Annotated in this window: 20 protein-coding genes; 3 read left to right on the forward strand and 17 right to left on the reverse strand. The window is 30.2% G+C overall.

Annotated features, from left to right (window positions below; translation table 11 throughout):
• Nucleotides 1-478: alpha/beta hydrolase-fold protein (locus tag AACZ53_RS05625; protein ID WP_339835620.1), on the forward strand; the 478-nt coding region annotated here is incomplete at its 5' end.
• On the opposite strand, the gene AACZ53_RS05630 is transcribed toward AACZ53_RS05625, so the two are convergent.
• The 3 genes from AACZ53_RS05630 to AACZ53_RS05640 are packed head-to-tail and all read right to left on the reverse strand — an operon-like array spanning nt 479 to nt 2,290.
• Nucleotides 479-970, reverse strand: a complete 492-nt coding sequence (locus AACZ53_RS05630) for a hypothetical protein (RefSeq protein ID WP_339835624.1) — start codon at nt 968-970, stop codon at nt 479-481.
• A 53-nt stretch (nt 971-1,023) separates the two neighbouring features.
• Entirely contained in the window at nt 1,024-1,512 is a 489-nt protein-coding gene (locus AACZ53_RS05635) for a hydrolase (RefSeq protein WP_339835625.1), read from the reverse strand.
• 13 nt (nt 1,513-1,525) lie between these two features.
• A complete protein-coding gene (locus AACZ53_RS05640) occupies nt 1,526-2,290 on the reverse strand; it encodes an MBL fold metallo-hydrolase (RefSeq protein ID WP_339835626.1) in 765 nt (254 codons plus the stop codon).
• Between the two features lie 81 nt (nt 2,291-2,371).
• Between AACZ53_RS05640 and AACZ53_RS05645 the strand changes: the two genes are divergently transcribed.
• The gene (locus tag AACZ53_RS05645) at nt 2,372-3,826 is read left to right on the forward strand and encodes a TonB-dependent receptor (RefSeq protein ID WP_339835666.1); all 1,455 of its coding nucleotides are present in this window, start codon (nt 2,372-2,374) and stop codon (nt 3,824-3,826) included.
• 67 nt (nt 3,827-3,893) lie between these two features.
• Here the strand turns inward: AACZ53_RS05645 and bcp are convergent, their stop codons facing one another.
• Nucleotides 3,894-4,346: a thioredoxin-dependent thiol peroxidase gene (gene bcp / locus AACZ53_RS05650; protein ID WP_339835628.1), complete on the reverse strand. Its 453-nt coding sequence runs from the start codon at nt 4,344-4,346 to the stop codon at nt 3,894-3,896.
• A gap of 74 nt (nt 4,347-4,420) precedes the next feature.
• On the opposite strand from bcp, the gene nth reads away from it, so the two are divergent.
• The gene (gene nth / locus AACZ53_RS05655; RefSeq protein ID WP_339835630.1) at nt 4,421-5,077 is read left to right on the forward strand and encodes an endonuclease III; all 657 of its coding nucleotides are present in this window, start codon (nt 4,421-4,423) and stop codon (nt 5,075-5,077) included.
• A gap of 45 nt (nt 5,078-5,122) precedes the next feature.
• On the opposite strand, the gene AACZ53_RS05660 is transcribed toward nth, so the two are convergent.
• From AACZ53_RS05660 to AACZ53_RS05720, 13 genes are all read right to left on the reverse strand, one after another.
• Nucleotides 5,123-5,266: a hypothetical protein gene (locus AACZ53_RS05660; protein ID WP_339835633.1), complete on the reverse strand. Its 144-nt coding sequence runs from the start codon at nt 5,264-5,266 to the stop codon at nt 5,123-5,125.
• A 141-nt stretch (nt 5,267-5,407) separates the two neighbouring features.
• A complete protein-coding gene (locus tag AACZ53_RS05665) occupies nt 5,408-5,992 on the reverse strand; it encodes a sigma-70 family RNA polymerase sigma factor (protein WP_339835635.1) in 585 nt (194 codons plus the stop codon).
• 235 nt (nt 5,993-6,227) lie between these two features.
• Entirely contained in the window at nt 6,228-7,916 is a 1,689-nt protein-coding gene (locus AACZ53_RS05670; RefSeq protein ID WP_339835638.1) for a family 16 glycosylhydrolase, read from the reverse strand.
• Nucleotides 7,909-8,838, reverse strand: a complete 930-nt coding sequence (locus AACZ53_RS05675) for a glycosyl hydrolase family 17 protein (protein ID WP_339835639.1) — start codon at nt 8,836-8,838, stop codon at nt 7,909-7,911. Before AACZ53_RS05675 ends, AACZ53_RS05670 begins: the two co-directional genes overlap by 8 nt.
• Nucleotide 8,839: 1 nt before the next feature.
• Nucleotides 8,840-10,360, reverse strand: a complete 1,521-nt coding sequence (locus AACZ53_RS05680) for an MFS transporter (RefSeq protein WP_339835642.1) — start codon at nt 10,358-10,360, stop codon at nt 8,840-8,842.
• 10 nt (nt 10,361-10,370) lie between these two features.
• Complete coding sequence (locus AACZ53_RS05685; protein WP_339835645.1) at nt 10,371-11,858, reverse strand: glycoside hydrolase family 30 protein; 1,488 nt, start codon at nt 11,856-11,858, stop codon at nt 10,371-10,373.
• A 4-nt stretch (nt 11,859-11,862) separates the two neighbouring features.
• On the reverse strand, nt 11,863-13,149 hold the full coding sequence (locus tag AACZ53_RS05690) for a glycosyl hydrolase family 17 protein (protein ID WP_339835647.1): 1,287 nt from the start codon (nt 13,147-13,149) through the stop codon (nt 11,863-11,865).
• A 4-nt stretch (nt 13,150-13,153) separates the two neighbouring features.
• Nucleotides 13,154-16,624 carry a hypothetical protein gene (locus tag AACZ53_RS05695; protein ID WP_339835650.1) on the reverse strand — a complete coding sequence of 1,157 codons (3,471 nt, stop codon included), beginning with the start codon at nt 16,622-16,624 and terminating at the stop codon, nt 13,154-13,156.
• A 113-nt stretch (nt 16,625-16,737) separates the two neighbouring features.
• On the reverse strand, nt 16,738-17,562 hold the full coding sequence (locus AACZ53_RS05700; RefSeq protein ID WP_339835652.1) for a glycoside hydrolase family 16 protein: 825 nt from the start codon (nt 17,560-17,562) through the stop codon (nt 16,738-16,740).
• Between the two features lie 41 nt (nt 17,563-17,603).
• The gene (locus tag AACZ53_RS05705) at nt 17,604-19,007 is read right to left on the reverse strand and encodes a glycosyl hydrolase family 16 (protein WP_339835655.1); all 1,404 of its coding nucleotides are present in this window, start codon (nt 19,005-19,007) and stop codon (nt 17,604-17,606) included.
• A gap of 27 nt (nt 19,008-19,034) precedes the next feature.
• On the reverse strand, nt 19,035-20,993 hold the full coding sequence (locus AACZ53_RS05710) for an Ig-like domain-containing protein (RefSeq protein ID WP_339835657.1): 1,959 nt from the start codon (nt 20,991-20,993) through the stop codon (nt 19,035-19,037).
• Between the two features lie 17 nt (nt 20,994-21,010).
• Entirely contained in the window at nt 21,011-24,136 is a 3,126-nt protein-coding gene (locus tag AACZ53_RS05715) for a glycoside hydrolase family 2 TIM barrel-domain containing protein (RefSeq protein ID WP_339835660.1), read from the reverse strand.
• A 353-nt stretch (nt 24,137-24,489) separates the two neighbouring features.
• Nucleotides 24,490-26,897, reverse strand: a 2,408-nt coding sequence (locus AACZ53_RS05720; RefSeq protein WP_339835663.1) for a triple tyrosine motif-containing protein, incomplete at its 5' end; no start/stop codon positions are given.

The following is a 26,897-nucleotide window of genomic DNA, read 5'->3' on the forward strand; positions in this document are numbered from 1 at the left end:
GATGTATGGAAGTTACGCTTGGTATGCCATAAATTTTGATGCTGATGAAAATAAGTTTTCTGATTTAGATCAAGCTAGAAATTCACGTGATTTGATTGTTGAGTTTATAGACGAATGTATAGCAAAATATGATATTGATGCTGATAAAGTTTCTCTATTTGGCTTTAGTCAAGGTGCAATTTTGAGTTCCGCTATAGCTTTAACTTATCCTGAAAAAATCAATAAAGTTGCTGCATTAAGTGGTTATTTGAATACGGAAATTGCAACTGAAGATTATTTGAAAAATAATGTTTCAAAAGTAAAATTCTTTGTTTCTCACGGAATCGTAGACCAAGTAATTCCGATTGATTGGGCAAGAAAGACGAAACCTACTTTAGAAAATTTAGGAATAGATGTGGTTTACAAAGAATATCCTATTGGTCATGGCGTATCACCACAAAATTTTTATGATTTTAAAGATTGGTTGTTAAAGAAGTAATTATTTTTCTTCAACATCTGAACCTACAACTGCTTTTATTGCGGTTTCGGCAGCTCTATAAATAATAGAATCATTCACTGATAAAGTATAACCCGTTTGTATTGAAAGTTTGTAGTTATTTTTCAAGAAATCTTCGCTTTTAGATTTTCTTGAAAAATAAATAGATTTGGGTAAATCTTGTAAAAAAACTTCAGCTTTTAATTTATCATCATTTAAGAGTACATAAGCACTTTTTGAGGGTTCTAGATTACCTAAATCATCAATTGGATTTAGTCGATAACCCTCATCTGAAATTCGAATACAATTATCTTTAATAATTGACCATTTATAACCAGCTTCTTTTATACAACCGTTTTTATCTTTTTCAATAGCAATACCTAATTCTGGTACTGAATCAATTTTAACCATAGTATTAATTTCCTTTTTCTTCAATACATAATCGCAAGAAGTCAAGAAGGTAAACAATAAACAGAAAAGCATAAACTTTTTCATGGTCTAATAATTGAATGCTAAATTTAGTAAATTTATTTTATATATTATTTATTTTATAAAGTAGCTTCAAACAAAACGGTATCAATCGTTTCAAATTCAGTTGGTTTATCGCCTACAATAAAATATTTTAAAAGTACTTCTCCCCAAATTTTTCCATTAGAAAATTCGGCAATAACCCATCTATGATTGACCATTTTAATTCTACTTACCAAGAAAGGTTTTCCGTCAATCATATCATACGGAATTAATGGATTTCCTGCTTTGTTTGCATTTAAAGCATTGATATCGTTATTAACTCTTTCAATGATTTTAGTATAATCCATACCTTTATTATAAAAATATTCTTGTGCATTTTCATTATTTTTTAAATCAAATGAATTGTTTTCTGAAAGCAATTTTAATGAATCACGAGAAATTTTTAAATATTTTTTTGAATTCACAATCTGCTTCTCTTTGGCATCCAAAATCTTATTAGAATTAACATATTGAAATATATTAATCAACAAAGAAAAAATGAATAAGTATAAAATCGTATTCTTCATAACTATAAATTTATTATATTTTTATTTCTAAATTGTCATAAGCTAAATAAACGTTTTCTGGCAACCTTTGTTGCACTTCTTCATGAAAACCTAACAAATGACTTATGTGTGTTAAATAAGCTTTTTTTGGTTGGACCAAATGTATAAAATCTAAAGCTTCTTTTAAATTAAAATGTGTATTATGCTCTTCTTCTCTTAATGCATTAATTACTAAAACTTTGACTCCAATTATTTTTTCGATTTCAACTTTTTCTATGGTTTTAATGTCCGTCAAATAGACAAAATCATCCATTTTATATCCAAAAACCTGCAAATTTCCGTGCATAGCATTTATGGGAACAATAGTTTTATTTTTAATTTGAAAATTTTGATTTTCCAAAACCACATTTTTTAACACAGAAGGTGCACCAGGATATTTATTTTCATCATTGAAAATATAATCAAATCTTTTTGATAAATTATTCAAAACACGTTCATGTGCATAAACGGGAATATTTCCTTGTCGAAAAAAAAATGGTCGAATATCATCTAAACCAGCTGTGTGATCTGCATGCTCATGAGTGAATAAAAGGGCATCAATTTGTGTGCATTTTGAAGTTAACATTTGTTGCCTAAAATCGGGTCCACAATCAATTACAACTGAAAAATCTTCCTCTTGTATCCAAACAGACACTCGCAATCTTTTATCTTTACTATCTGTACTTAAACATACGGAATGATTGCTTCCAATTACTGGAATTCCTTGTGATGTTCCTGTTCCTAAAAAATAGATCTTCAATTTGTTATTTTTATGTAAAAATAACTAAAAAAAATTTATATAATAAGTACCTTTGTAAAACGTTTTACAATAAAAAAAACAATTGTGACTGAAATTAAATTAAGAGGAGACAAAGAGATAGAGCAAATACCTTCGTTAAAAGACAAGGCTTTGCGTATAAATCTGAACGAACATATTTATGGAACTTTTGCTGAAATTGGTGCTGGACAAGAAACTGTTCGTCATTTTTTTAGAGCAGGTGGTTCATCGGGAACAATTGCTAAAGCAATGTCTGCTTATGACAAAGACTTTAGTGATGCTATTTATGGTGATGAAGAAGATGGTAGATATGTAACGGAAAGTCGTTTGCGTAAAATGCTGGCCCATGAAACAGATCTTATGGAACAACGATTAAATCGTGAAACACATCCAAATAAGTTATTTTTTAGTTATGCAAATACAGTTGCAACAATTGATTTTGCAAAAAAATTCAAAGGGCACGGTTGGGTTGGAATTAATTATCAAGTAGAGCCAAACGAAGCTTATAACGAGATTATTTTACACATTCGTTTTAAAGAAACTGATGCTAAATTACAACAAGAAACACTTGGCACTTTAGGAGTAAACTTAATTTATGGTGCTTTTTATAAATACAATGATCCTAAAAAATTATTACGTTATTTATATGACCATTTAGATAAAGACCAATTAGAAATTGATTCTATTAACTTTTCTGGACCGCGTTTTGAAAATGTTGACAATCGATTAATGAGTTTGCAATTGGTTAAAAACGGAATGACTGATGCCGTAATGTTTAATCCAGAAGGAAAAAACATACTTCCAGCTGCAGTTTTATACAAAAAAAATATTCTTGCTTTAAGAGGAAGTTTTAGACCTGTTACTAAAGTAAACATGAATATGTACAAACGTTCGCTAGAAATGTTTGTACAGGAAAACAAAGTTGATAAAGACAATACATATGTAATTTTTGAGATTACATTATCTAATTTACGTTCTGAAGGAGAAATTGACGAACGTGACTTCATGGATAGAGCTGAATTGCTTTGTTCATTAGGGCAAACCGTAATGATCTCGAATTTTCAAGAGTATTATAAAGTTGTTGAGTATTTCTCTACTTTTACTAAAGCTCGTATGGGATTAGCTATGGGTGTAAATAACCTAGTAGATATCTTTGATGAAAAATATTACCGTCATTTGAGTGGTGGAATTTTGGAAGCCTTTGGAAAACTATTTTATAGGGATTTAAAAGTTTATTTATATCCAATGGAAGGAGAAGATGGCGAAATAATTAATTCTCAAAACCTAAAAGTACATCCACGTATGAAAGAATTATATAAATTCTTTGCTTACAATGGAAAAGTAGTTGATATAGAAAATTATGAAAAGAATAACTTAAAAATATTCTCAAGAGAAGTATTAAAACAAATTTGTGCTAATGAATCTGGTTGGGAAGATAATGTTCCAGAAGGTGTGCCAGAATTGATTAAGAAAGATAATTTATTTGGCTTCTTAGAACATTGTGAAGTTAAAAAGTAAAGTTAGAAAATTAAAATATACAAAATCCTTATTTATAAATTTAAATGAGGATTTTGTATTTAAAATACTAACCTAAAATCTGCGAAGCATGTTCTTTAGTTTTTACTTTTTCAATAACTTCTTCAATAATACCTTTTTCGTCAATTATAAAAGTAGTTCTGTGAATACCATCATATTCTTTACCCATGAATTTTTTTGGTCCCCAAACTCCAAATGCGTTGATAACACTTTTATCTTCATCAGCAATTAGTGGAAAAGGTAAATCATATTTTTCTATGAATTTTATTTGTGCTTTAGCACTATCTGCACTTACTCCTAATAAAGCATAATTTTGAGTTTCAAATTTATTGAAGTTATCTCTTAAATCACATGCTTCAGCTGTACAACCAGGTGTACTTGCCTTTGGATAAAAGAAAACTACTAATTTTTTTCCTTCATAATCAGCTAATTCATGTTTGTTTCCGTTTTGGTCTAAACCTGAAAAGTTCGGTGCTTTATCTCCATTTTTTAAAGTTGTCATATTTATGTAATTTATGGTTTATTGATTGTACTTGAGCTTGCAATTGTTTAATTTTACATTTCAAATTTACAAAAATGACCAAGAAAGAGCGAGCAACTTTTGTTATAAATACGTTAAATGACTTATATCCTGAAATTCCGATTCCATTAGACCATAAAGATCCTTACACGCTTTTGATTGCTGTTTTGTTGTCTGCTCAATGCACAGATGTACGTGTGAATCAGATAACTCCTATTCTATTTGCAAAAGCAGATAATCCGTATGATATGATAAAAATGTCTGTGGAAGAAATTAAAGAAATAATTCGTCCGTGTGGTTTATCGCCAATGAAATCTAAAGGAATTTATGGTTTATCACATATTTTGATTGACAAACATAATGGTGAAGTGCCTCAGAGTTTTGAATATTTAGAAGAATTGCCTGCCGTGGGTCATAAAACAGCAAGTGTTGTTATGAGTCAAGCTTTTGGAGTTCCAGCTTTTCCTGTAGACACACATATTCACAGATTAATGTATCGTTGGAATTTAACGAATGGAAAAAACGTAGTTCAAACTGAAAAAGATGCCAAAGCTATATTTCCAAAAGAATTATGGAATGAATTGCATTTACAAATTATTTGGTATGGAAGAGAATATTCTCAAGCTCGTGGTTGGAATTTGGAGAACGATATTATTACGAAAACAATTGGAAGAAAATCAGTTTTAAACGAATACTATAAGAAATTGAAATAGATTCTAAAACAAAAAAATCCTGACATTTTCTATCAGGATTTTTCTTTAATTAGCTACAAATTCAAAATTGATTTTTCCGACTTTAACAACATTGAATGCTGCTGAATAACTTAAAATCAATTGAATAGTTTCTTTTTTAGGTAACATTTTTGAAGACGCTAATTTTTCTTTAGAGTAAATTTTTGCCATAAATATTTGTTTGTTTATACTATAACGAAAATGAAAAATAAATATTGTATAAATGTTAAAATTATTTATTTCACAAAATAAAAGAGCCATTTTGAGAATATCAGAATGACCCTTAAAGTATAAAACATAACTAAACAAATTCTAATTTGTTAAAACAATCTGATTTTTCTCTATTAATTTTCTTAAATTCATAAGAGCATAACGCATTCTTCCGAGAGCAGTATTTATACTAACACCTGTTTGTTCTGAAATTTCTTTGAAACTTAAATCTTCATACATACGCATTACCAAAACTTCTTTTTGGTCGTTAGGTAATTCTTCAATTAATCTTTTTAGATCTACCTCTACTTGTTCCGTTATCATTTGTCCTTCAATAGTGGAAGAGTTGTCTTTGATAAACTCGAAAATAGAATAAGTTTCTGTTTCTCTTGTCATTGGCATTTTCTTGTTTTTACGATAATGATCAACAATAAGATTATGAGCAATACGAATTACCCAAGGAAGGAATTTACCTTCTTCGTTATATGATTTTGTTTTAAGAGTCTTGATTACTTTTATAAAAGTATCTTGAAAAACATCATCGCATAAGTCACGATCATTTAATTTAGAATAAATGAAACCGTAAATTCTTGATTGATGTCTGATGATTAATTGTGACAGGGCTTGTTCATTTCCTGCGACATACTGTTGCACTAAAATTGCGTCAGGGAGTTGATTATTAGCCATAATAATACCTTTTAAATTGGGGTTATGTAATTTTAAAAAGTATTTTTTCGCTATAGGCTAATCAATATTTGGATTATTTATGCTCCAAATGTAACATAAATTTTTCTTAAAATCCAAATATAACTCAAACTTTTATTCAAAAAAGTAATAAAAATATACTTTTTTGAATAAAAATAAGTGTTATTGTTGTAAAAAGGAACAAACTTTAAACTATAAAAATTGCTCAGTAACTATTTTAGTTAACAATTATTTTTTTAATTATTTTTCTGTTTTCTGAATAAACGGCTAATAAATAAATTCCTTTAGAAAGTTGTTTTACATCAATTTTATTACTGTCTGGTGATACTTGCATCACTAAATTGCCAGCTAAATTATATATTTCCAATTTATCAATAGAATCAATTGAAGAAACCGTTAAATAATCTGTTACTGGATTTAAAAAACTAAATACATCTAATTTATTTAAAGTTGCTTGTCCTAATGCACAATTATCTCCGACTACATAAGTAAAATATTTTGTTACAGACAAACCTCCCATATAGGCGAATTTAACTGCATAACTAATTGTTTGTCCAGAAGATAAACCTGTAATAGTATTTGTAAAAGTATTTCCAGAAACATTTGTCATTTGTGTTTCCATAAATGGGCTTTGTCTCCATAAATAAGCTACAACACCTACTTTATCTGTATCTAACATTTCAAAAGTCACTTTTACATTGCTTCCAAGAGTTTCAAAAGCGTAATTATATCCCAACGAAAATGAACCTTGTTGTGCTTCAGTATCTGATCCAGCACAAGCCGTTGTTCCTAAAGTTGTAGCTGTAAGGCTTATAGGATTATTTATAAAATTATTATTGGCTATATCACTTGCTGATACAGAAAAACTATAACTTGTGTTAGACTGTAAATTTGGTATAACAACTGACTTTTGAACACCAGACGCATTGGCAAATGTAAATGTTTCGCTACCATAAGTAATAGTGTAAACAACTGTTCCAGAATTATCGTCAGCATTTAGAAGTAATTCTACTGAAGAACTTGTAACTGCTCCAATTGAAGCCGTAAAATTAGTTGGCGCTTGATTATCAACTAATGTGTTTTGATAAACTCTAACGTAATCAATTTCCATCGTACTTTGCGTAAAACTTGAAGGTATTGATCCTGCAACTCCTCCCATTGCAATATTTAAAAGCATATATTGTTCTGCATTAAAAGGCCAATTACTTGCATTTTTAACTGCAGGATTATAAGTGTAAAAAATGACGTTATCTATCAAAAAACTAATTTGATAAGGTGACCAATTCATAGAATAAACATGAAAGTCATTTCCTAAATTAGGAGCAATTGTTCCTCCTATATTTGTTGTATTTCCGAAAGAAGAAGGTGTATGAAGAGCACTTTGAATATAATTTGTAGGTTGTGATGGAGTGATTCCATATTCCATGATATCAATTTCTCCACAAGCTGGCCAATTGGTAGTACCGTAAAGGGCATCAAAAAAACCACCATCTTCATTTATATTTTTCCCTAGCGTCCAAATTGCAGGCCATGTACCTTGAGCAACTGGAATTTTTGCACGTACATCTATTCTTCCATATAAAAAAGCAAACTTAGAATTTAATCGTGCCGAAGTGTATTGTTTTGTATATCCTTGATCTGTGAATGTCTCTTTTTTTGCAACTATATTAAGAAAACCTGCGTCTACAAAAGAATTTGACAATTGATTTGTATAATGTTGTTGTTCTCCATTATACCAATTTCCTCCTGAAGGAATCTGAGTTTGATGAAACCAATTGCTTGAATTAACGGCTCCATTAGTAGAAAACTCATCCGACCATACCAAATCGTTATAAGTCACATCAACCTGAGCAAAACATAAAGTTGTAAATAGAAATAATACTACTGTGTTTTTTATATTATTCATCTGTATATTTTAAATTTTCGTTTTTATCCCAAACACCCCAATGTGCTCCAACTTCTCCTTCTGGACCCGTTTTCCATGATTCATCAAAAGAAGAAAAATAGAAAATATCTATATTTGCTTCTCTAGACCAAAGTTGAGAGTTGATAAAATATTTCATGGCATTTTCTTCTGAAGGATGTGAACCTTTAAAACTTTCCCCTTTACTGGGCCAACCTGTTTCAGTAATGATTATTTTTTTGCCTTTTCCAGCCTCTAAAGCTTGATAAAACATACTCTTCATATGTGCCAAAGAATAATCCATTTCGCAACCTTCCCAATAAGGATAACAATTGGTTAATATGACGTCACAAGCTTCAGTTATTCTTGGCTTTATGGTGAATTCATAATAAGCATCTACATATCCGACAGGAATATCTGATGGAATTTCTTTTTTAACTCTTGCAATAAAATCCAATAATTCGTCTTCCGATAAATCTTTTCGATACATAACTTCGTTACCAACAGCGGCTATATCGACAAAACCTTCGTTAGCTAATTCTATTAAACCTTCAATTTCTTTTTCGTTTACTACTGGATCATGTCCTAACCAAGCTCCAACGAGGGTTTTAATCCCCATTTCTTTGGCAATTTTAGGAATAAATTCATTTCCTTCCGTACAAGAAAAAGAGCGTACCCATTTTGTGTAGGGAGCAATGATTTTCATTCTTCTTCTTACTTGTTCTTCTGAAATGATATCACCAGGTTTTTGCCCATCTTCATATAAGCTGAAACATATTCCGTGTATTCCAGCATCTAAAACTTCTACAAAATGATTCTTAATTTCTTCTGAAGATTGCTCAGTAAAATCAAAACCATTTGTGTAATCAGTATTGTTATAATCAATGGATTCCGCGTAATTAAAATAATCTTTTCTAAATGACATCTTATTGAATATTTAATTTTCTCTGTTTTTCAGCTCTTCTTTCTTCTAATTCTTTTTTGATTTTACTTACTCTGTCTTCATTAAGGCTATAATTCCACATTATCCAGACAGCCAATCCAGCTGTTACAGATGGTATTATTATATCCGCAACTCTTAAGTCATTCATGGTTTCTAAACTTTGAACTGAGTTACCAGCATCAAACCCTACTATTGTTAAAACTAATCCACCTAATGCTAAGGCTATAGACTGCCCAATTTTCACCATCCACCAATAAACGGCTCCAAATGTTCCTTCTCTTCTTGGCAAACCATTTCTTAATTCATCTAAATCACAAACATCTGCCGTCATACTCATCATCAACGTAAATAATCCTCCTAATCCAAACGCCATAAAAGGAATGGGTAATAATAATATAATTGGCATTTCTAAAGAAAACTTAACGACACCTACTTGTAATATTACATCATTAAAAAGCACAGCTGTATTTTCGTCTACCACAACAAAACCCCACCATTTTAGTATATACCCAATTATTGAAATAAATGTTGAAATGATAAACGCATTCCTTTTTCCATATTTATTTGCCATCCAAGAAACTATTGGAATTATTATAACTGCAGTTACGAAAGCTCCCAAAATAGAAAATATAGCAGGTACAGTTCCAGCCATTTCATAACTTCCATTATACATATAAAAGACAATAATAAAATAACTAAAAGAAGCCACCATCTGAAAACCATTGAATACTAAAAATGTTGCTCCACACAAACGCATAAAAGGCATGTTTTTAGTCATGTTTTTAATGTTTTGTATTAATATTTTAAGATTACCTGCTAAATTTTTAAAGGTTATTTTTGCTTTACTGTCATCATCAGAAACATCTATCTCTCTACAGAATAAAGCTGGCAAAATACCAAAAATTAAACAAGCAAAACCTACATAAAGTGATAAAGTTCGAACACCATCTGCTTGAGTAGCAAACAAATCTTTATTGGCAATTAATACCCAAAACAAAGGAACAATCATCCAAGAGATTTGTCCTACCATATTAGCAATTCCCATTAATCTTGTTCTTTCTTTGGTATCGGAAGTCATTTCATAACCCATTCCAATAAGTGGTGTTGAAAAAATGGTATTAGCAAAAATGAATAGAATTGAAAATGATAAGAAATACCAAAAATTATAAGCAGATCCATTTTCTTCAAACATTTGCCATTGTATTACAAACAGAATTGCAGATAATATAGCTCCAACAAATATGTATGGTCTTCTTCTTCCCCATTTTGATGATGTATTATCTGTAATAAAACCCATAATTGGATCAGATAAGGCATCAAAAAATCTTGGTATTGCAGCTAATAATCCAGCAATAGCAGGTTCGATTCCAAAAGCAGTTATCAAGAAAAATGAAAACACACCTAATGCTCCTGGTAATAAATTATTAACTAAATGTCCAGAACCAAAAGCTGCTTTTTGAAGCATTGGTACTTTTTCTATATTAGATAGTTTGACTTGTGTCATATTTTGATTTTTATTTAATAATTACTGTTTGCAATGCTTTTGCAGGAATAGCTATTGTAGCCTTTTTATTGTTTACATTTAATTCTATACTATAATTGCTGTCTGTAGGATTAAAAACAACTACTGCTATAGACCCATCAGGATTTTTCACTGCAGTTGATTTCAGCGCTTTGTTATCGATTTCGCAACCAATTTTTACTGCACCAGGTCGCATGAATTTACTAAAGTGAGCTAAAGTATAATACAAGGGGGTAAAATACACTTCATCTTTTTCTGGATCAACAAGTACTGGAGCCACACACCAGTTTTTAAACCAATTTGGTCCACCTTGTTTGTCCAAAACCATGTTCCAATCAATCCAACCATCTACTTGATTATTTAAGCAGCCTATGATATCATTAGCATAACGATTTACAGGAGCGTATTTTGGATGTAAGTATTTATCTTTTTCGCTTGCCCAATCCCAACCCCAATCGGTAGCCTCTTTTTTCCAGTACCAAGCATCATCTTTCCAATGTGGGATTTCTGAATCTACACATGCTTCAGTTTGAATAAGGTATTTGTTTGACACTTTATTATGTGCATATTGTAAATCTTCAGGGAAAACTTCATAAGTACTTTCATACCAATGAACAGCTGTTCCTGCAAAATATTTTGATGCTTTTTCATCTCTATACATTTCGTCAACCCATTCTTTTAGTCCAGCTCTATTTTGATCGTAACCTAAAATTTTAATATCTCCTTTTCCATCTTTTTCTAATTTTGGACCTAAATGGTTTTGAACAAAATCAGTCATTTCTTTTGGAGAAAAATGAGTGCTTTCCCAATTATTTCCATTTCCGTGAGGTTCGTTGATTACTGTAATTCCCCAAATATCTATTCCTTCTTTTTTGTAAGCCGTTAAATATTTTGAAAAATATAAAGCAAAAACATCATTATATTCGGGTAATAATTTTCCACCCACATAATTTTTATTGTCTTTCATCCAAGGTGGACAAGTCCAAGGTGAAGCAATTATTTTGAAACCATCCTTTGAGATAGCTTTTGCTTCTAAAATCATTGGAATAAGATCCTCTTTATCATCTTCAATGGTAAAATGCTCTAATGTCATATCATCAGTGACCTTAGCATACGTATAATTGCTTAATGAAAAATCACAAGAAGCTATATGAGTTCTAGTTAGCGAATAATTAGAACCTTCTTCACTAAAATAAGCTTCTAACACTTTTTTACGGTTTTCCTCACTCAAACGATTGAGCAGTGTAGCCGAAGCTTCTGTAAAAGAGCCTCCAAAACCAGTAATAGTTTGAAACTTTTCATCTGGGTTTATACTTATCTTAGCCACTTCTTTTTCATTTGAAAATTCTGTCACTTTGGTTAAAGCATTTCCTGATTCAGAAGTTTCATAAACCTCTACTTGTAAAGCATCATTTTTTTTATCACAATTGATCATTGTCAAAATTAAAAGGGTGAAAAATAAGTGGTTAATAAGTTTCATAATCTTAATGTCTAGGTGGAGTTAAAATCGTCTTCATTAACTTTTCGTTATTACCATTAAACGTTTTAGCTATTAATTTTCCATTTCGTTGTAATTTTTCAAAAGCTTTTTCATCAACATATTTCCATAAGGCATATTTTGCTTTTCCATCCACAGTAAAAACTCCGAAATAATTTTCAGATCCTAAAGGATTTCCACTATCTTTCCATGGTTCATCAAATGCTTCAAAGAAAAAACAAGAAATTCGTTCTTTGTTGGTCCATTCTCTCATGGCATTATAATAATAGGCTTGTTTATATTCGTCTGAAGCTTTAGAACCTTCATTTCCATAAAACCCATCAGAACTTGAGGCCCAACCTGTTTCTCCAATATGAATTGGTTTGTTAGGACTAATACTTCTTACATAATTTTGAACAGCATTGTATTGGTTTTTAGCAAATAATACGGCTCTGTTCATTGCTGCATCCGTTAAATCTTTTTTTGGTAAGTTGCCTTGATGATTTGGTATTTTCCAAAATTCAGGATTATAATGTGTATTATGAAAAGGATACGTATGCATAGAAACATAATCTACAGCTTTAACTAAATCTTCTAAATCTTTGACTTTATAAGTATCGTCTAATCCACCCCAAGAGGCAAAATCATCCGAACAAGTAATCCACAAATCCTTTGATAATTTATTGTCTTTTTTAAGCTTTTGTAAATGATTTACCCATTTTAAAATTACATTAGGTTGCACAAAATATTCTTCTGCCCATTTGACCATTGCTTCATTTCCAACAGCGATAATTTTTACAATTTCTGGGTATTTATTAGCTAATCTGACAGCTTCATCAATTTCGATAGCATTTCTTGCGCTTTCTACCTCATGATTTTTTTCTAAATCTGTCCATGCATTTTGGCAGTCAATCCATGCACCTAACATTACGTACATTTCGAAATCAGGATTTTCTTTTTTTAACTCAGCAATTGCTTTTAAAACATTTGAAGCATGAGCTAAATGAACATTATAAGTACGAACAACCTTTATATTCATGGCAGCTAAAATCAGTAAATCTTCTTTTAATTGTGCTATAGTTGGTTGAATTTCTCTACTATTCTTTCGATAACCTCCATAACATATGGCTAAGTAGTTTGGATTTCCTAATATGTCTTTTGCGGTCACTTCTTTAGTTTTTGGGGCATTATTAATCTTAGTCACTTTTTTACATGAAATTACAATCAAAAGCATTGCTAGTAGAGCAATAGATTTAATTCCTAATTTCAGATGTAATAAAGAGTTACTATTCATTTTATTATTTTAATTCGTTTTCTATGACGTTTACAACAATATGATCTATTTCATTTGTTCTTTCAAAAACTTGTTTGCTTGTTTTATCATCTAGAATTAAAGAAACAAACTTTTTATTTGTGGTGTCATTGTAGACAACTTCTATACTTTTTTGGTTGGATATTTTATAAATAACCGGAATTTGACAATACGTAAAACAAAGCGAATTTGATTCTATTTCAATAGTTTTTGGATTGAAATTCAAATCCACATAATTAAATGTTTTAGTTTCTGAAAGGAACTCATCTTTACGCAATAAACATGGATTGAAATATAGGTTTCCATTTTTTACAAAGACACCAAGTTCTCCAAATCGGCTTAAAATATCTTCTTTTACTTGACCTGTCATTCCTGGCTGTTGTGCTCCTTTTCCTGCTGGTGTATGTGAATATGGATCGGTTGGAAATGCTCCGTATAAAGCTGGTGATTTATGCACACCAATTCCTTCATTAATTTCGTAATAATGCTCTAACAATCTTCCTATAACTTCTGCAGATTCGTTCTCTTCTACTGCTTTTAAGCAACATTCTTGAACCGCTAATTGTAATTTAGAAACCATGTGCCAATAAATTGAACCTAAACCTTCATAACCATAAAAAGTTCCAGAACGACCCGTGAATGATTTGTGATTAAAAACATCTTCAAAAGCTTGTAAAACTTGTTTTTTATCTTTTTCAGCTTGTGTCGCAAAAGAAGTTTTCGCTAATGATGCTAATGCTTTTTCTAAATCAGCTGCATTTTTGAAATTTCCGTTAAAATGATATTCTCCAAAACAGTCTTTTTCAATAATTTGTGTATTGTTATTGGCAACTAATGCTGAAAGTAACTCAGATTTTGAAATCGCTTCTTTAGGAATGTTGTTTTTCTCTATAAACTTTGGTAATTCTTTATTTGGATAAAGAATATAACTGTATTGGTCTTTTCTAAATAGTTTACTATTTTTTAATCCATCAAGAACTTTTAAAGCTTCTTTTGAAGCCAAATAGCCTGAACTTAAAACAGCAACCTGACCTTCTAACATTTCGCTTAAATAAGAAATTGAAACTTCTTTATCATTTTCAACTGTCATCAAATTATAAGCATGATACAGATTATCTGTCCTTTTATTTGCTTCAATAGAATGGTCAATAAATTTCAAACTTACTTTAATAAATCGTTTTAAACCAGCCATGGAATGGGTTCTTTTATTTCCCCAAAACCCATTTTGATAGACTTGATTGCGATATTCTGAAGCTGCTTTTCCAAGAGCATCTAAAATCATTTTTCTATCTGAATCATTGAATTTTTCTTCTAATAATGGTTCAAATTTTATTAAATTTTCTCTAATAGCATGATAAAATTCTACCATTTCATTAGATATTTTTATTTGTTCGACTTCCGAGTTTTCAACTAAATTTTGAAAATAATTTAAGAATCTTCTCAAGTAATATAAAGTTACCATTGAAACACCATTTCCAACTAAAGCATTGTTAGCATCGTTCCATTCAGGTCTTTGTGTATTTAACCAAATTCCACCTTCAGGAATAAAGTTTGACATCTTAGCCAAAACCGTGGCCAACATTTTCTCAATAAAATTGACTTTATAAATATCTCCTTTTGTGTCTTTCAATAAAGCACCATCAGCACCTATTTTGGTTCTTTCCTCACGAATTTGTTCGTCTAATTTATGGTTAAACGCAATTGTGTCTTTTGGATGTTTTAGAATATCTTCATATGATTTGATAACGTAAGGTACATTAGCATACACGAAAATATCTTTATTAAAATAGGCTTCTAATTTTTTGGGTTGGTGCTTTTCAATAATTTCTAAAAACTTCAACAAATAAATAATTTGATGATCACCCCAATATCCAATATATGACCAAGGATTATCTTCTTCAATAGTTTCCCAATCAAAACCATCTTTGGTAACACGATAAGGATTATAACCATCAAAAGTGGTTGCATTTAAGAATTTATGAATCATATTTTCTATAAACTCAGGAAAAGAATGTGCTAAAGCTTCCCAATTTTGAAAAATATCTCTCCAATTTCCTTCGTAATCTAAAATTTTTGAACCATCAATTTCACTTTGTGTATTGATAGAAAATTTATTCCATGGACGACTTGGATCACCGTGTCTTCTACTAAATTTTAGGGGTAAATATTCTAAACTCAATCGTTCAAAATCTGAATTATTTTGTTTAGAAGCAAATTCTTTTAAAGTTTCTAGCGAAAATAATTCTGGTAAATTATTTAAGTTTTTTTCTGTTTTTTGAAAAACCAATTTGTTTCCTTTCTCAATATATTTAAGAAAATCTTGTTTTTCTATTTGGTAATTGAAATCGAAAATTCCACCACGCATAATATTGAATAATGTATTGGCAAAATGACGCGTATCTCTTAAATTATCGTTGGTTAATTGCAAAGCATCTGATGAAGCATTTAGAGCAATTAATTTTTTAGTCCCCAATTCAATATCTTGATTAATTAATTCTTGGGTATTTTTTTCGGTTTGAATTGTATTTATAATTTGAGCCACATCAGAATGATCTTGATTTACATTGGCTACAATCGTCCATTCTTGTTTTGAATGCTCTTTTAAAGTGATTTCAGTATTTAAAAAATAAGCTCCTTTTTCACCTTTAACATCATTTTCTGGAGTAACTTTTAGTTTATTTCTGAAGTTTGAAAGCTGCAAAGATGAAACTAAATGGTTCGGATTATGTAATCCTAAAGACCAAACAACATTAGACTTTAAGGCTTCACTTGGTTCTGCTTTATCTACGATAATTGCACTTAAAGCAAAAATTCCTAAACCACTTTTTTGATGTAATTGACTTCTTTTATAGGCATCAACTAAGTTACTAGCTGCATTTTGCAAATCACTACTTACACCATAAGGCATAATGTTTTGAATTCCGTCAATTAATTCTATTTGGTAGTTGTTTTCAGAATGATTGATTAATTCAGACTTTCTAACAAAACCATATTTATTACTTGAATTCCATTGATAACGATAAGTGATTTCTAAATCGTGATTTACTTCTTCAAAAATCACTTTATTCCCGTAAAGGTTTTTGTATAAATTTCGAGAAATTGCGTATTTATTAACGGAGAATCGTTCTGAAAAAGGTTCCCAAACATGAATTTCATTATTAAAATGAATTTGAAAAATAGATTTACTTCCTGTTAAATCATAAGATTCTGTAATCTTATCATCAGTGTAATAAGGAAAAAGTGCAAATTCGGCATTTTTTCTACCAGCTGTTAATCCTCCATTACTAGAAATAAACATCCAGTGATTGGAATCACTTACAATACTCATAAAAAAAGGACGCATAGCATCGTTGTTGGCTATTTTATAATATTTTTCACCTTCTAATAAAATGACATCCATAGATACCTTTTTATTTTCTTTTTCATTTTCGATACTTATGGTTTGGCTATTAGTCATGATTTTTTTTAAAGAATTCTATTTTATTATTTTAATATTTAACATAAAAATCTTAGTCAAGCATTAAAAAAAGCCTGATTTAAATATTTTAAATTTCTAATTAAATATTTTTTTTATTGGTATACTCTTACGTAATCTATTAACATTTGTTGTGGAAAAGCAGTATTACTATTTGGTGAACCATCAAAGTTTCCACCAACTGCAAGATTAAGAAGCATGTAAAATGGATTGGAATTAAAAACCCATTCTCCAGTTGCATCCTCTGGAGTAATTTGATTGTATAAAACATTATCTATGTAAAAATTCACATAATTTGGTCCCCATTCTACACCATATATATGAAAATCAGTATCAACTCTACTATTTGTAAAACTATACGATTTTGTTATTGCTGTACCTCCTGAATAACCTGGTCCATGAAGTGCTCCAGAAACAGTTAAAGGCTGACTTCCTCTGTTTTCCATAATATCAATTTCACCACATTGCGGCCAACTAGAAGTATCTATGTTGTTTCCTAACATCCAAAAGGCTGGCCATAAACCTTTACCAGAAGGCAATTTCATTCTAGCTTCAAAACGACCATATTGTTGTTCAAATTTACCCTTTGTAGTAATTCTTGCCGATGTAAAACCAGAACCCATATATAATTCTTGAATGGCTGTTATTTTTAACATCCCATTTTCTACAACAATATTTTCTGGTCTGTCAGTATAATATTGAAGCTCGTTGTTACCCCAGCCATCTCCTCCAGGTCCTTTTCCAATATCATAATTCCATAAAGCACTGTCGGGTGCACCATCAATTTCAAAATCATCTTGTAGAACTAATTGATTTAAAGTTGTCACAGTTTGTTTTTCATCTGCAGAACAACTTAGCAACAAAGAAAATGCGCCAAAAAGAAAAAAATATCTGCTACTATTTTTAATATATTTATTCATTTTTTATTTTTTAAAAAGTTTTATTAGTACTTGGATTAGAATCAATTATAATAATAAATATTATCTACATAAATTAACGAACCATCTCCACCTTCTAAAATAAGCTGAGCAAGATGTGATCTACTAGCTAAATTAGGCATTGCAGAAAAAGGAATATCTATTGATATCCAATTTTGAGATACCAAAGTTGGAGCGGTGAAAGTTGTAGAATGTCTTGTATCATCGCCACCTCCAAACACACCATCTGCACCAAAATCTACAACTAGAACTCTTAATTGTCTTCCAGGTTCAATTGATCCAGGGATAAATACATCTAAATGAACATGAGTCATTAAATTTGCATCAATTGTTGGACTACTATATTCTATCCCAACAAAATTAAATATTGTATAATTTAATATATTATCTCCTTGCACAGAAAAATCATTTGAAACAGTAGTTTGCCAAGGTTGCCAATAACCATTATAATAATTTACAGGAACATTTGAATAAACATCTGAAAAAAGTGAAATTACATTTGCTTGACTTTTTGTAGGAGTTGGAGCGTGAACAAATGCACCAACACAATTTACCGTTAAACTTCCAGTCACAGAAGCTCCTCCGAAAGTTGCATTTATCACAGCTGTTCCTGCACTTAAAGAAGTTATAGAACCAGAAGAATCTACGGCAGCAACAGCTGTATTTGAAGAATTAAATTGCAAATAAGATGGACTAATTGAGATTGTTTGATTGCTACCATTTGTTAAATTAAATGTTGCAGTAATACCATCAATTATAGAATTCACACCAACATAAGAAGTTACTGTTTGATTATTCCCATTTAAAATAGATACTTGCCCTTGAGCAATAGTTCCTAGTTTTTCAAATTTTAATTCATCAATCCAAAATGTATATCCATCTTCATCTTCTGGTCCTTCTGCATACCAAAACATTCCTCTTTCCTGGGTTAATTTTGAAGCATCTGGAATTGGAATAATATATTTTTTCCAATTGGTTGTTAGGTGAAGGTTTTGTATGCTTACTTCATATTTATTTTCTCCAAAATCTTGACCATAACCTATTTCATTAATTTTCCCAGCTTTAGTACCCTTTGCCCAAAACGTTAAGGCATTATATTGTGTTAAATCTCTTCCTCCGTTATCATCTCTAAATATTGCTCCAGCAAATGCTCCTTCTGGATCACCAAAATTGGGAACGTCAAAACGCATAGATGAAGAACCAGAGTATTTTGTTTCACAATCAACAGTAAAAGCATCAAATTTTGAATTTTCATATGGGTAATATTCTAGTCCACTGCTAAAACCATCAATAAAAACTTCAGCTGTTGTCGAAAAGCCAGTTTTAACAGCATCATCAGACAAATCCCTTTCACAATTTATGTTAATTAGCATAATTAATCCTAGGATTAAACTATTTCTAAAAAAGTTATATTTTTTATTTTCCATTTTTATTGTTTAAATTAAAAAAACTTACTAATTATGAAAATACAGATTGTCTATATAAACTTTTGCAGAACCTGAAGGTTGAGCCACAAGTATGTACTGAGCTAAATGTTGCTTAGAAGTTAATCCTGTGAAATTACTTAAAGGGATGTCATAGCTAATCCACTGACCTTGTGATGGAGCTGTAAAGTTCACTTGGTGTTCTGTATCATCACCTCCGCCAAACGCTGCATTAGCTCCAAAGTCTACAAGTTTTAAAGAAAAAGAAGTGAAATTTGGTGACCAAACATCAATATGAACATGAGTCATACCAGAAGCATCTATTTGATTGTTAACTGTTTCAATACCTACAAAATCTAAGTTTGAATATTCTTTTGTAGCATTTCCAGCAATTATAACATCTGCAAATGTTGCTACTGACCAAGATGTTTTCCAGGTATCAACGGGTACATTAGTATATTGATTGCTAAAAAGTGAAATAACATTTACAGCAGGCACAGTTGGAGAAGGTGCTGCAACTGTTGGTGAACTTGGTATAATACTTCCATCATTATAAAAGTAAATATTGTCTACAAAAAATGCAGAAGGTGCAACTCCAGTCACTGAGTCTAAAACTATTTGACCTAATTGAGTTCTATTGGTTAAACCTGTAATATTAAAATCAATACTAATCCAATTACCTGACACTAAAGCTGGTGCTGCAACTACGTAGCTTATTTCAGTATCATCTCCTGTTGGGTTTCCATTAAAATCATTATCAACCAATCCGTTAGCACCTAAATTTCTTAATTTAAGCCTGATTGAAGAACCCGTTGGAAAATTTCCAGGAATAAATAAATCAAAATGTAAAGTTGACATTAATGAAGCATTAATAGTTGGAACATTTTGATTAAATTCAATACCTACAAAATTATAATTCAAATAATTTAATACATTATCTCCATTTACTTCAAAATGACTAGAAGTTGTTGTCTGGTAAGGTTGGTAATTACTTGTTAAAAAGTCAACAGGTTGATTTGTGTAAGCATCACTAAAGATAGAAATAACTTGATTTGCATTTTCAGTTGGTGTTGGAGCCGAAACAAAAGCACCAATAGATTCGACATTTAAAACTCCTACTGCTTCTACACCAGCTAAAGTTGCTGTTATAGCAGCGTTACCTGATCCTACAACAGAAACAGTACCCGTTTCATTTACTGTTGCCACAGATGTAGCACTTGATGAAAAATTAAAATAAGATGGAGAAGAAATCACTGTAACATCTTGACCTGTAGGTAAGTTAAAAGTTGCGCTATAACCATTTAGTGTAGTACTACCACCTATAACAGAAGTAATACTTTGTGTATTTCCGTTTAAAATTTTTGGACGTAACTGTCCTATGGTATTTAATTTTTCAAATTTAAGTTCATCAATCCAAAGTGTGTATCCAAAACCTCCTGTCTCTTGAGTTCCAGCAGCGTATCTAAACATTCCACGTTCTTCTAATAATTTAGAAGCATCTGGAATTGGAATAATATATTTTGTCCAAATAGTACCTACACTCACGTTTGTAATTGTAGCTATATATTTATTTGGAAAAAAGTCTTCACCAAACCCGAATTCTGCAATATTTACTCCTTGAGAAGATTTAGCCCAAAATGTAAGTGCATCATAACCTGTTAAATCTCTTCCTGCGCCATCAATTCTAAAAATAGCTCCTGCATAGTTTCCTTCTGGATCATTTGCATTAGGAATATCAAATCGCATTGAAGAGGTACCTTTATAACTAACTTCATTATCCACAGACCAAGCTGTTGCCTTTGAACCTCCGTAAGGAAAGTAAAAATTACTTCCCATTCCTACAGGAGAATCTGTAAATATTTCACCTGTTTTGGAAAATGTTGACAAAGTTGCATCCTCTGATAAATCTCTTTCACAATTAATATTAGTCAAGAGAACTAATACTAAAAGAAAAGCATTTTTTAAATAATTAATTTTACTATTTTTCATTTTTTCAATTTTTTTTATTATTTCCCAATATTGATATGAATGTATGTTCTTATTTCCCATTCCGAACCATTACCAAAACCAACTGGACTAATAGTAGGCGAAGTGGCAAATTCTGAAGCGGCTAAGTTTGGAGAATATCTTGGTGAATATTGATCAAGAGATCTCCAAATTCCCATAATTCCTATTTTTGTGTCTGGTAAAATAAACCAATCTGGTTTTCCCACTGAAGTTGAAATATCTATTGAAGACTGTACCGGATAAGTCAAGTTAAAATCTCTATGATAATCATAAGGACCCCAATCGTTAATTTTTAATGAAGTAACCACTTTAACTTTTTTATAAATTACTCTAATATCACCACCAAATCTTTCGATTAATCTAGTATCACTACCATTAGCTTGTGCATTTCCAAAATAGAAGTTTGCTATTAAACCTAATTCTGGACTAACTTTAGAAACTATACGAGTGTTGTTTTCCCATAAATCGTGTGCAGGTGCAGAATTTGCAAAGGCAAAAGAAGAACGATTACTTAAAAAACCAATAGCTGCATCTTGCGTTGTAGGCAAATGACGGAAAACAAAATCATTACTAAAAGCAAATTTTGCATCTTCAGCTCTATCATTGTCCCATTCATAAAACCATGTTCCTGGAGTTGGATCATAAGTAAAAAGTAATTCACCACCAACTGTTTCTCTATTTGCTCTAACTATAAATGGATCATCTTGAATGTTTCTCAACCTTCCTGGTGCATTTACATCATTAGGCATTGCATCCAATAAAGGTTTTTGCCATAAGAAATTTGGAGCGATTTGAAAATTCCCTATACCATACGTTAAACCAGCTAAGAAATTAGCTTGATTTCCACTTCCACTATCTTTTAATCTCCATCCTGTAAATGTTTGTGTATTATCAGCACCTCCATTTGCTACTAGCCCCATTACAGCTGCTTGAGTATAAACATTGAATGCTCCATTGGAGAACGTTATTTTTGCTTTTCCTCCCCAGTTATCTTTAGCTTTTACTACATCATCATAAACTGTATAGTTTCCTGTTTCACCAGTAGCGTATTGAAAAGTTCTACCATTTAAAGGTTGACCACCCCAAATACCCCCAAATTCAAATCCAAAATCAGAAATTTTAGTTTTAAAAGCTATTGTAGCTCTACGAGTTTTAGGAAGAGGAATTGCAATAGATGTTAGTGCTGCAGATGCTTTTGAGATATCTTCATGATAAACAATTGCGGCATCAAAAACTCCTAATTTTCTTTGATATTTTAATAAATAAGCTGGATTTGCTCCCCACCAAAGTTGTGGACCAAAAGCAGCTTTTAAACCGTTTAAACTTCTTTTTCCATCAATTTCAAAACCCAAAGTTTCTCCATTATAGATATCTAAATTGGGACCGTAATTAGCTTCTGAATATAAAGCAAAGAAATCTCCTTCATAACCCCAATGATAATGTCCAGATCTATAAAAACCTCTTAATTCAAAGTCTTTTGCATTCCAAGAATATGTTGCATTATAAACTTGAACTCTATTAACATCATTTAATGTTACATTTCCATTATCTGTATTAACCGTTATAGGTCTACCTCTATTTTCATAGAAAATTTCATTGATTGGATTTTCAGCAACATGACCAAGAATATTAACATTCACATTGGCTTTCATATTTGGTGCTGGATTTCCTTCTACGCCAATGTAGTAAGATTGCATATGATCAAATCCAAGTTTGTTTGGATAAGTTGTATTGTCTGGATCAGCAACATCTGGAGTTGTAATTAAACTTCCTCCTGTATTAAATGTTGTAAATTCTGCTCTTAGGTTACTAATTTTTAAAATATCTGAATCATTTCCACCTAAAGCGGCTTTATCACCTCTTGCTCTTAACACAGCATCCATTAATTGTATATTACTAAAATGTCTGTCAACACTCTCTAAAGTAGTTCCATTATCATAAGGATTTAAATAATGTGCTTCTTTTAAGGCATAATATGCAGCACGAGGATATAAAGTATATAAACCTCTTGCATTAGTTGGGCCTTTTGCGCAAATTCCGAACCATTCTTCGTTCATGTTATTTTCACCAACTTTATAATCAGATTGATATCCACCATTTGACCATGAAGCATTATTATCATGAACATCAAGATTTTTAGTTTGTCCGAATTTCCACCAACCATCACTAAACTGAAATGTAAATCCACCTAATGAGTTATTAGCTTTACCTAAGCCAGAAGCATTTTCATATATTTCTTTCCAGTTATTAACCATGTAATAAGCTTGTGATTTTTGATCTTCAGCATTATCAATTGCGTTAAAAGCATCTGCACCAAATTCAGTAAATAAAATTGGTTTTTTTAATTTATTTTTCACTTCATCAAAAGCATTTCCGAAAGAAACACCTCTATACATATTTGTTCCTAAAATATCGATATCTTTACACTCCTCTACAATAATATCTAAAAACAATAAATCACCATTACATATTGCCATTGGATGATTTTTGTCTGCTTTTTTCATTTCAACAACTGCTTCATTGAAAAGCACATACATATCTTTAGCCCTTACAGTTGACTTTCTATCTTCTAAAGGAATATCTTCTGTTTCTGCTCCATCCCAAAATAATCCGTAGTTATTTTCATTTCCTAAAAGGAATAATAATAAACCTCTGGTGTTTTTGTACTCTTCAACCATTTCTTTAGTTTCCTTAAGCAATAGTTCTCTTGTTGCAGCATTAGAATAATTTGTGTTTGGTGTCCAAGTACCATTAATCGTTAAACCATATCTACCAAATGAGTGATTAAGCATTGTATAAATACCATACTTATCATAAATATAAGTAATCCATTTTGGTTGTACTCCAGTGTATTGACGAATTGTATTTACACCCATGTTTTTTAACAAACTCATTTCATCGTCAAGAGCTGCTTTAATAACTTCATCTGATTGAGTCCATAAACTGTAAGAGTAATTAGTACCAATTGGTGTATAATCCCAATTCATACCATTAATCATTAGATTTTTTCCATTTACAACTAATTTCATTCCATCAGAATTATTTACTACAGCTACATTATCCGCTTGAGCATAAATTGTAGATGAAAAACATCCGATGATTAGTAAAAAAATAATTTTTCTCATTTGATATACTTGTGTTTAAAGTTTAAAGTAAAAATTTAATTTGTTTGAAAAAGTTACAATTTCATTTATAAAATTTTGAAAATCATCAAAATAGTAAACTCAGAAACGATGACTCCATTTTTTTATATTATTGAATTTTAAAATTAATCTAATAATTGTAAAAAAATTAAAATTAACTACAACAAAAAACATACATTACAATAAATGCATTGTTTTTATATCATAAATTCATAAAAGATCCTTTATTAACAATAAATTAAGATTCAACTAATTTAAATATTAAAAAGGGTTTTTTAGCTTAAAAATCGGTAATGTTGTACTCTTGTATAGGTGAAAAGTAAATATTGTATAGGCTAAACTGACAAAATATATTCAACTAATCCTTGTTCGTGCGTTAAATCCATTTTTTTTCGCAAACGATATCGTTTAATCTCTACACTTCTTACAGAAATATTGATTAAAGGAGCTATTTCTTTTGAAGATAAATTAAGTCTTAAGTAGGCGCAAAGTCTTAAATCATTTGGAGTTAAACTAGGGTGAAGCTCTTTTACTTTCTTGATAAAATCCTTGTCGGCATTATCAAATGCTTCTTTAAAAACATTCCAGGTATCTTCTTCTTTTACATTTCTTGTAATAGTAGAAATAATAGATTTTATACTTCTATTAGATGAATCTTCCGTTGAACTTTTTAAATCCTCTTTTATGATGTTTAGTAGTTCTGTTTTCTTAATTAAATTCATAGTAGAAACAGCTAATTCTTTGTTTTTCTTGTCTACAGTAAGGCTCAATTGCTCATTTTTAATTTTCATTATTTCTTGAGCACTTTCTAATTCTTTTAATTCGAGTAGAAGATTGTTTTCTGCAATAATTTTTTCATGCTTTTTTTCGTGAAAATTATAATATACTTTATTGATGTAAAAGACTATTATTAGAAATAATATAAAATAAAACAATAGCGCTACATTACTTAAGTACCATGCTTTTTTGATTGTAAATGAATAACTCGCAATATTCTTTGTAATTGAATTAGTAACCTTTGCACGAACACTAAATACATAATCCCCAGAAGGTAAATTTTTGAAAACCGCATTAGTTTTTGAGTTCCATTCGCTCCATTCGTTTTGAATTCCTTCTAATTTAAATTGATATTCTGCATTTATATATTTGTCATATTCTGGAATAGTGAAATTAAAGATTATATTATTTTCATCATAATTAAAACTACCTTCCTCATTAATTGAATAATTAACAGCTTTTTTATTTAAAACATTACTTAAAACTCCGGTAATCGATACTTTATAATTGGTAAATTTTACTTCTTTGTTTTTAAGAACATAATAACCATCTGTAGTTCCTATTAAAAAAGTTTCATCACTAATTTGATTAATATTTTCATATCCAGGCATTGAATTTGTTAGAGAAGAAGGAATAGGCAAGCTATTTTTCTTTAAATCTTGTGTCATTTTACTTGATGAAAAATAATGAATGTAATTCTTTGTAAAAAACCACAAATTATTTGATTGATCTACAACCATTTTACCAGTTACATATTCGTCTTTTTCAAAAACACTGCTTAATAATGAATCCTTTTCAAACTTTTTGTTTATTGAATTCAATTTAAAAACTCCTTCTCTTGAAGCATAATAAATTTGATTATTGAATTTAATTAAACTGGCATTTTTACCTTTAAGAGGTTTTTTATATTCAAATAAATTAGAAGCCAATGATAATTCCTTATTAACATCAAATCTGTAAATTCCTTTATACTCATGACTTACATAAATATTATTTTTAAAAATTTCAAAATATTTTGAAGAATAATCAAAACCTTTGATTTTATTTTTAAAAACCCATTGTTCATTTTGAAACTCTAATACAGAAATACCTAAGTAATTACCTTGAAGAATAATATTTCTATTGTTAGGCAAAGATTCGAATTTCCAAGTTCCTGATTGATTATATATTAATGAAGCACTATTGTTTTTTACAACAAAAGTTCCAGAATCATGACCACAAAAAAGTGTTCCGTTATGAAGAAACAAAGACCATACTTGGCCTTTCGTACCTTGAATAAAGGTGAAATCTGAATTAGAATTTATTGATTTATAAAACAACCCTTGATTAGTTCCAATATATAATTTATCATTCTGAATAGCAGATGTATAGACTGTTCCAATCACACCAGTATTATCAGTGTAACTTTTTATTGGCGATTGTAAATTGATACAATTAATTCCATTATCTAAACCAATCCATAAATTTTTATCCACATCTTCAAATAATGATAGCACGGTGTTATTGCTTAATCCATCCTTTTGGGTTATTTTGTATTTTAATTGCCCTCTATCATCTAATATAAATATTCCGTTTGAAATTGTTCCTAAAGTAAAACTTCCATCGTTTAAAACTTCAGAATTGTATATACTACTTTGTTTTAGTTCATTATCAACATTTGTTAAATATCTGTTTAATTGACCATTTTTATAGGAAAAAATTCCTTGCATCTGAGTTACAAATAGCAAGCCTTCATTTGATTCTATAAGATTAATAATTTTATTATCTTTTACAATTGGATCATTTAAAAAAAGTTTACTTTTTCCTTTTTCTATTTCAAACAAACCTTCGTTAGTTTGAAAAAAAATTCCATCTGAAGTTTTATAAGCTTTAAAAATAAAAGCTTTAGGAGCAATTATAGAAAATTCCTTAGTTTTTGTATTGTAAGCATATCTTTTCTGTAATGATTGAAAGAGAATCCAATTGT

Source organism: uncultured Flavobacterium sp., from assembly GCF_963975005.1.
In the GTDB taxonomy this organism is placed as follows: domain Bacteria; phylum Bacteroidota; class Bacteroidia; order Flavobacteriales; family Flavobacteriaceae; genus Flavobacterium.

Excerpts from the sequence above, each read along its gene's own strand:
- AACZ53_RS05630 (WP_339835624.1), bottom strand. The coding sequence starts at position 970 with ATGAAAAAGTTTATGCTTTTCTGTTTATTGTTTACCTTCTTGACTTCT.
- AACZ53_RS05635 (WP_339835625.1), bottom strand. The coding sequence starts at position 1,512 with ATGAAGAATACGATTTTATACTTATTCATTTTTTCTTTGTTGATTAAT.
- bcp (WP_339835628.1), bottom strand. The coding sequence starts at position 4,346 with ATGACAACTTTAAAAAATGGAGATAAAGCACCGAACTTTTCAGGTTTA.
- nth (WP_339835630.1), top strand. The coding sequence starts at position 4,421 with ATGACCAAGAAAGAGCGAGCAACTTTTGTTATAAATACGTTAAATGAC.
- AACZ53_RS05660 (WP_339835633.1), bottom strand. The coding sequence starts at position 5,266 with ATGGCAAAAATTTACTCTAAAGAAAAATTAGCGTCTTCAAAAATGTTA.
- AACZ53_RS05665 (WP_339835635.1), bottom strand. The coding sequence starts at position 5,992 with ATGGCTAATAATCAACTCCCTGACGCAATTTTAGTGCAACAGTATGTC.
- AACZ53_RS05670 (WP_339835638.1), bottom strand. The coding sequence starts at position 7,916 with ATGAATAATATAAAAAACACAGTAGTATTATTTCTATTTACAACTTTA.
- AACZ53_RS05675 (WP_339835639.1), bottom strand. The coding sequence starts at position 8,838 with ATGTCATTTAGAAAAGATTATTTTAATTACGCGGAATCCATTGATTAT.
- AACZ53_RS05680 (WP_339835642.1), bottom strand. The coding sequence starts at position 10,360 with ATGACACAAGTCAAACTATCTAATATAGAAAAAGTACCAATGCTTCAA.
- AACZ53_RS05685 (WP_339835645.1), bottom strand. The coding sequence starts at position 11,858 with ATGAAACTTATTAACCACTTATTTTTCACCCTTTTAATTTTGACAATG.
- AACZ53_RS05690 (WP_339835647.1), bottom strand. The coding sequence starts at position 13,149 with ATGAATAGTAACTCTTTATTACATCTGAAATTAGGAATTAAATCTATT.
- AACZ53_RS05695 (WP_339835650.1), bottom strand. The coding sequence starts at position 16,624 with ATGACTAATAGCCAAACCATAAGTATCGAAAATGAAAAAGAAAATAAA.
- AACZ53_RS05700 (WP_339835652.1), bottom strand. The coding sequence starts at position 17,562 with ATGAATAAATATATTAAAAATAGTAGCAGATATTTTTTTCTTTTTGGC.
- AACZ53_RS05705 (WP_339835655.1), bottom strand. The coding sequence starts at position 19,007 with ATGGAAAATAAAAAATATAACTTTTTTAGAAATAGTTTAATCCTAGGA.
- AACZ53_RS05710 (WP_339835657.1), bottom strand. The coding sequence starts at position 20,993 with ATGAAAAATAGTAAAATTAATTATTTAAAAAATGCTTTTCTTTTAGTA.
- AACZ53_RS05715 (WP_339835660.1), bottom strand. The coding sequence starts at position 24,136 with ATGAGAAAAATTATTTTTTTACTAATCATCGGATGTTTTTCATCTACA.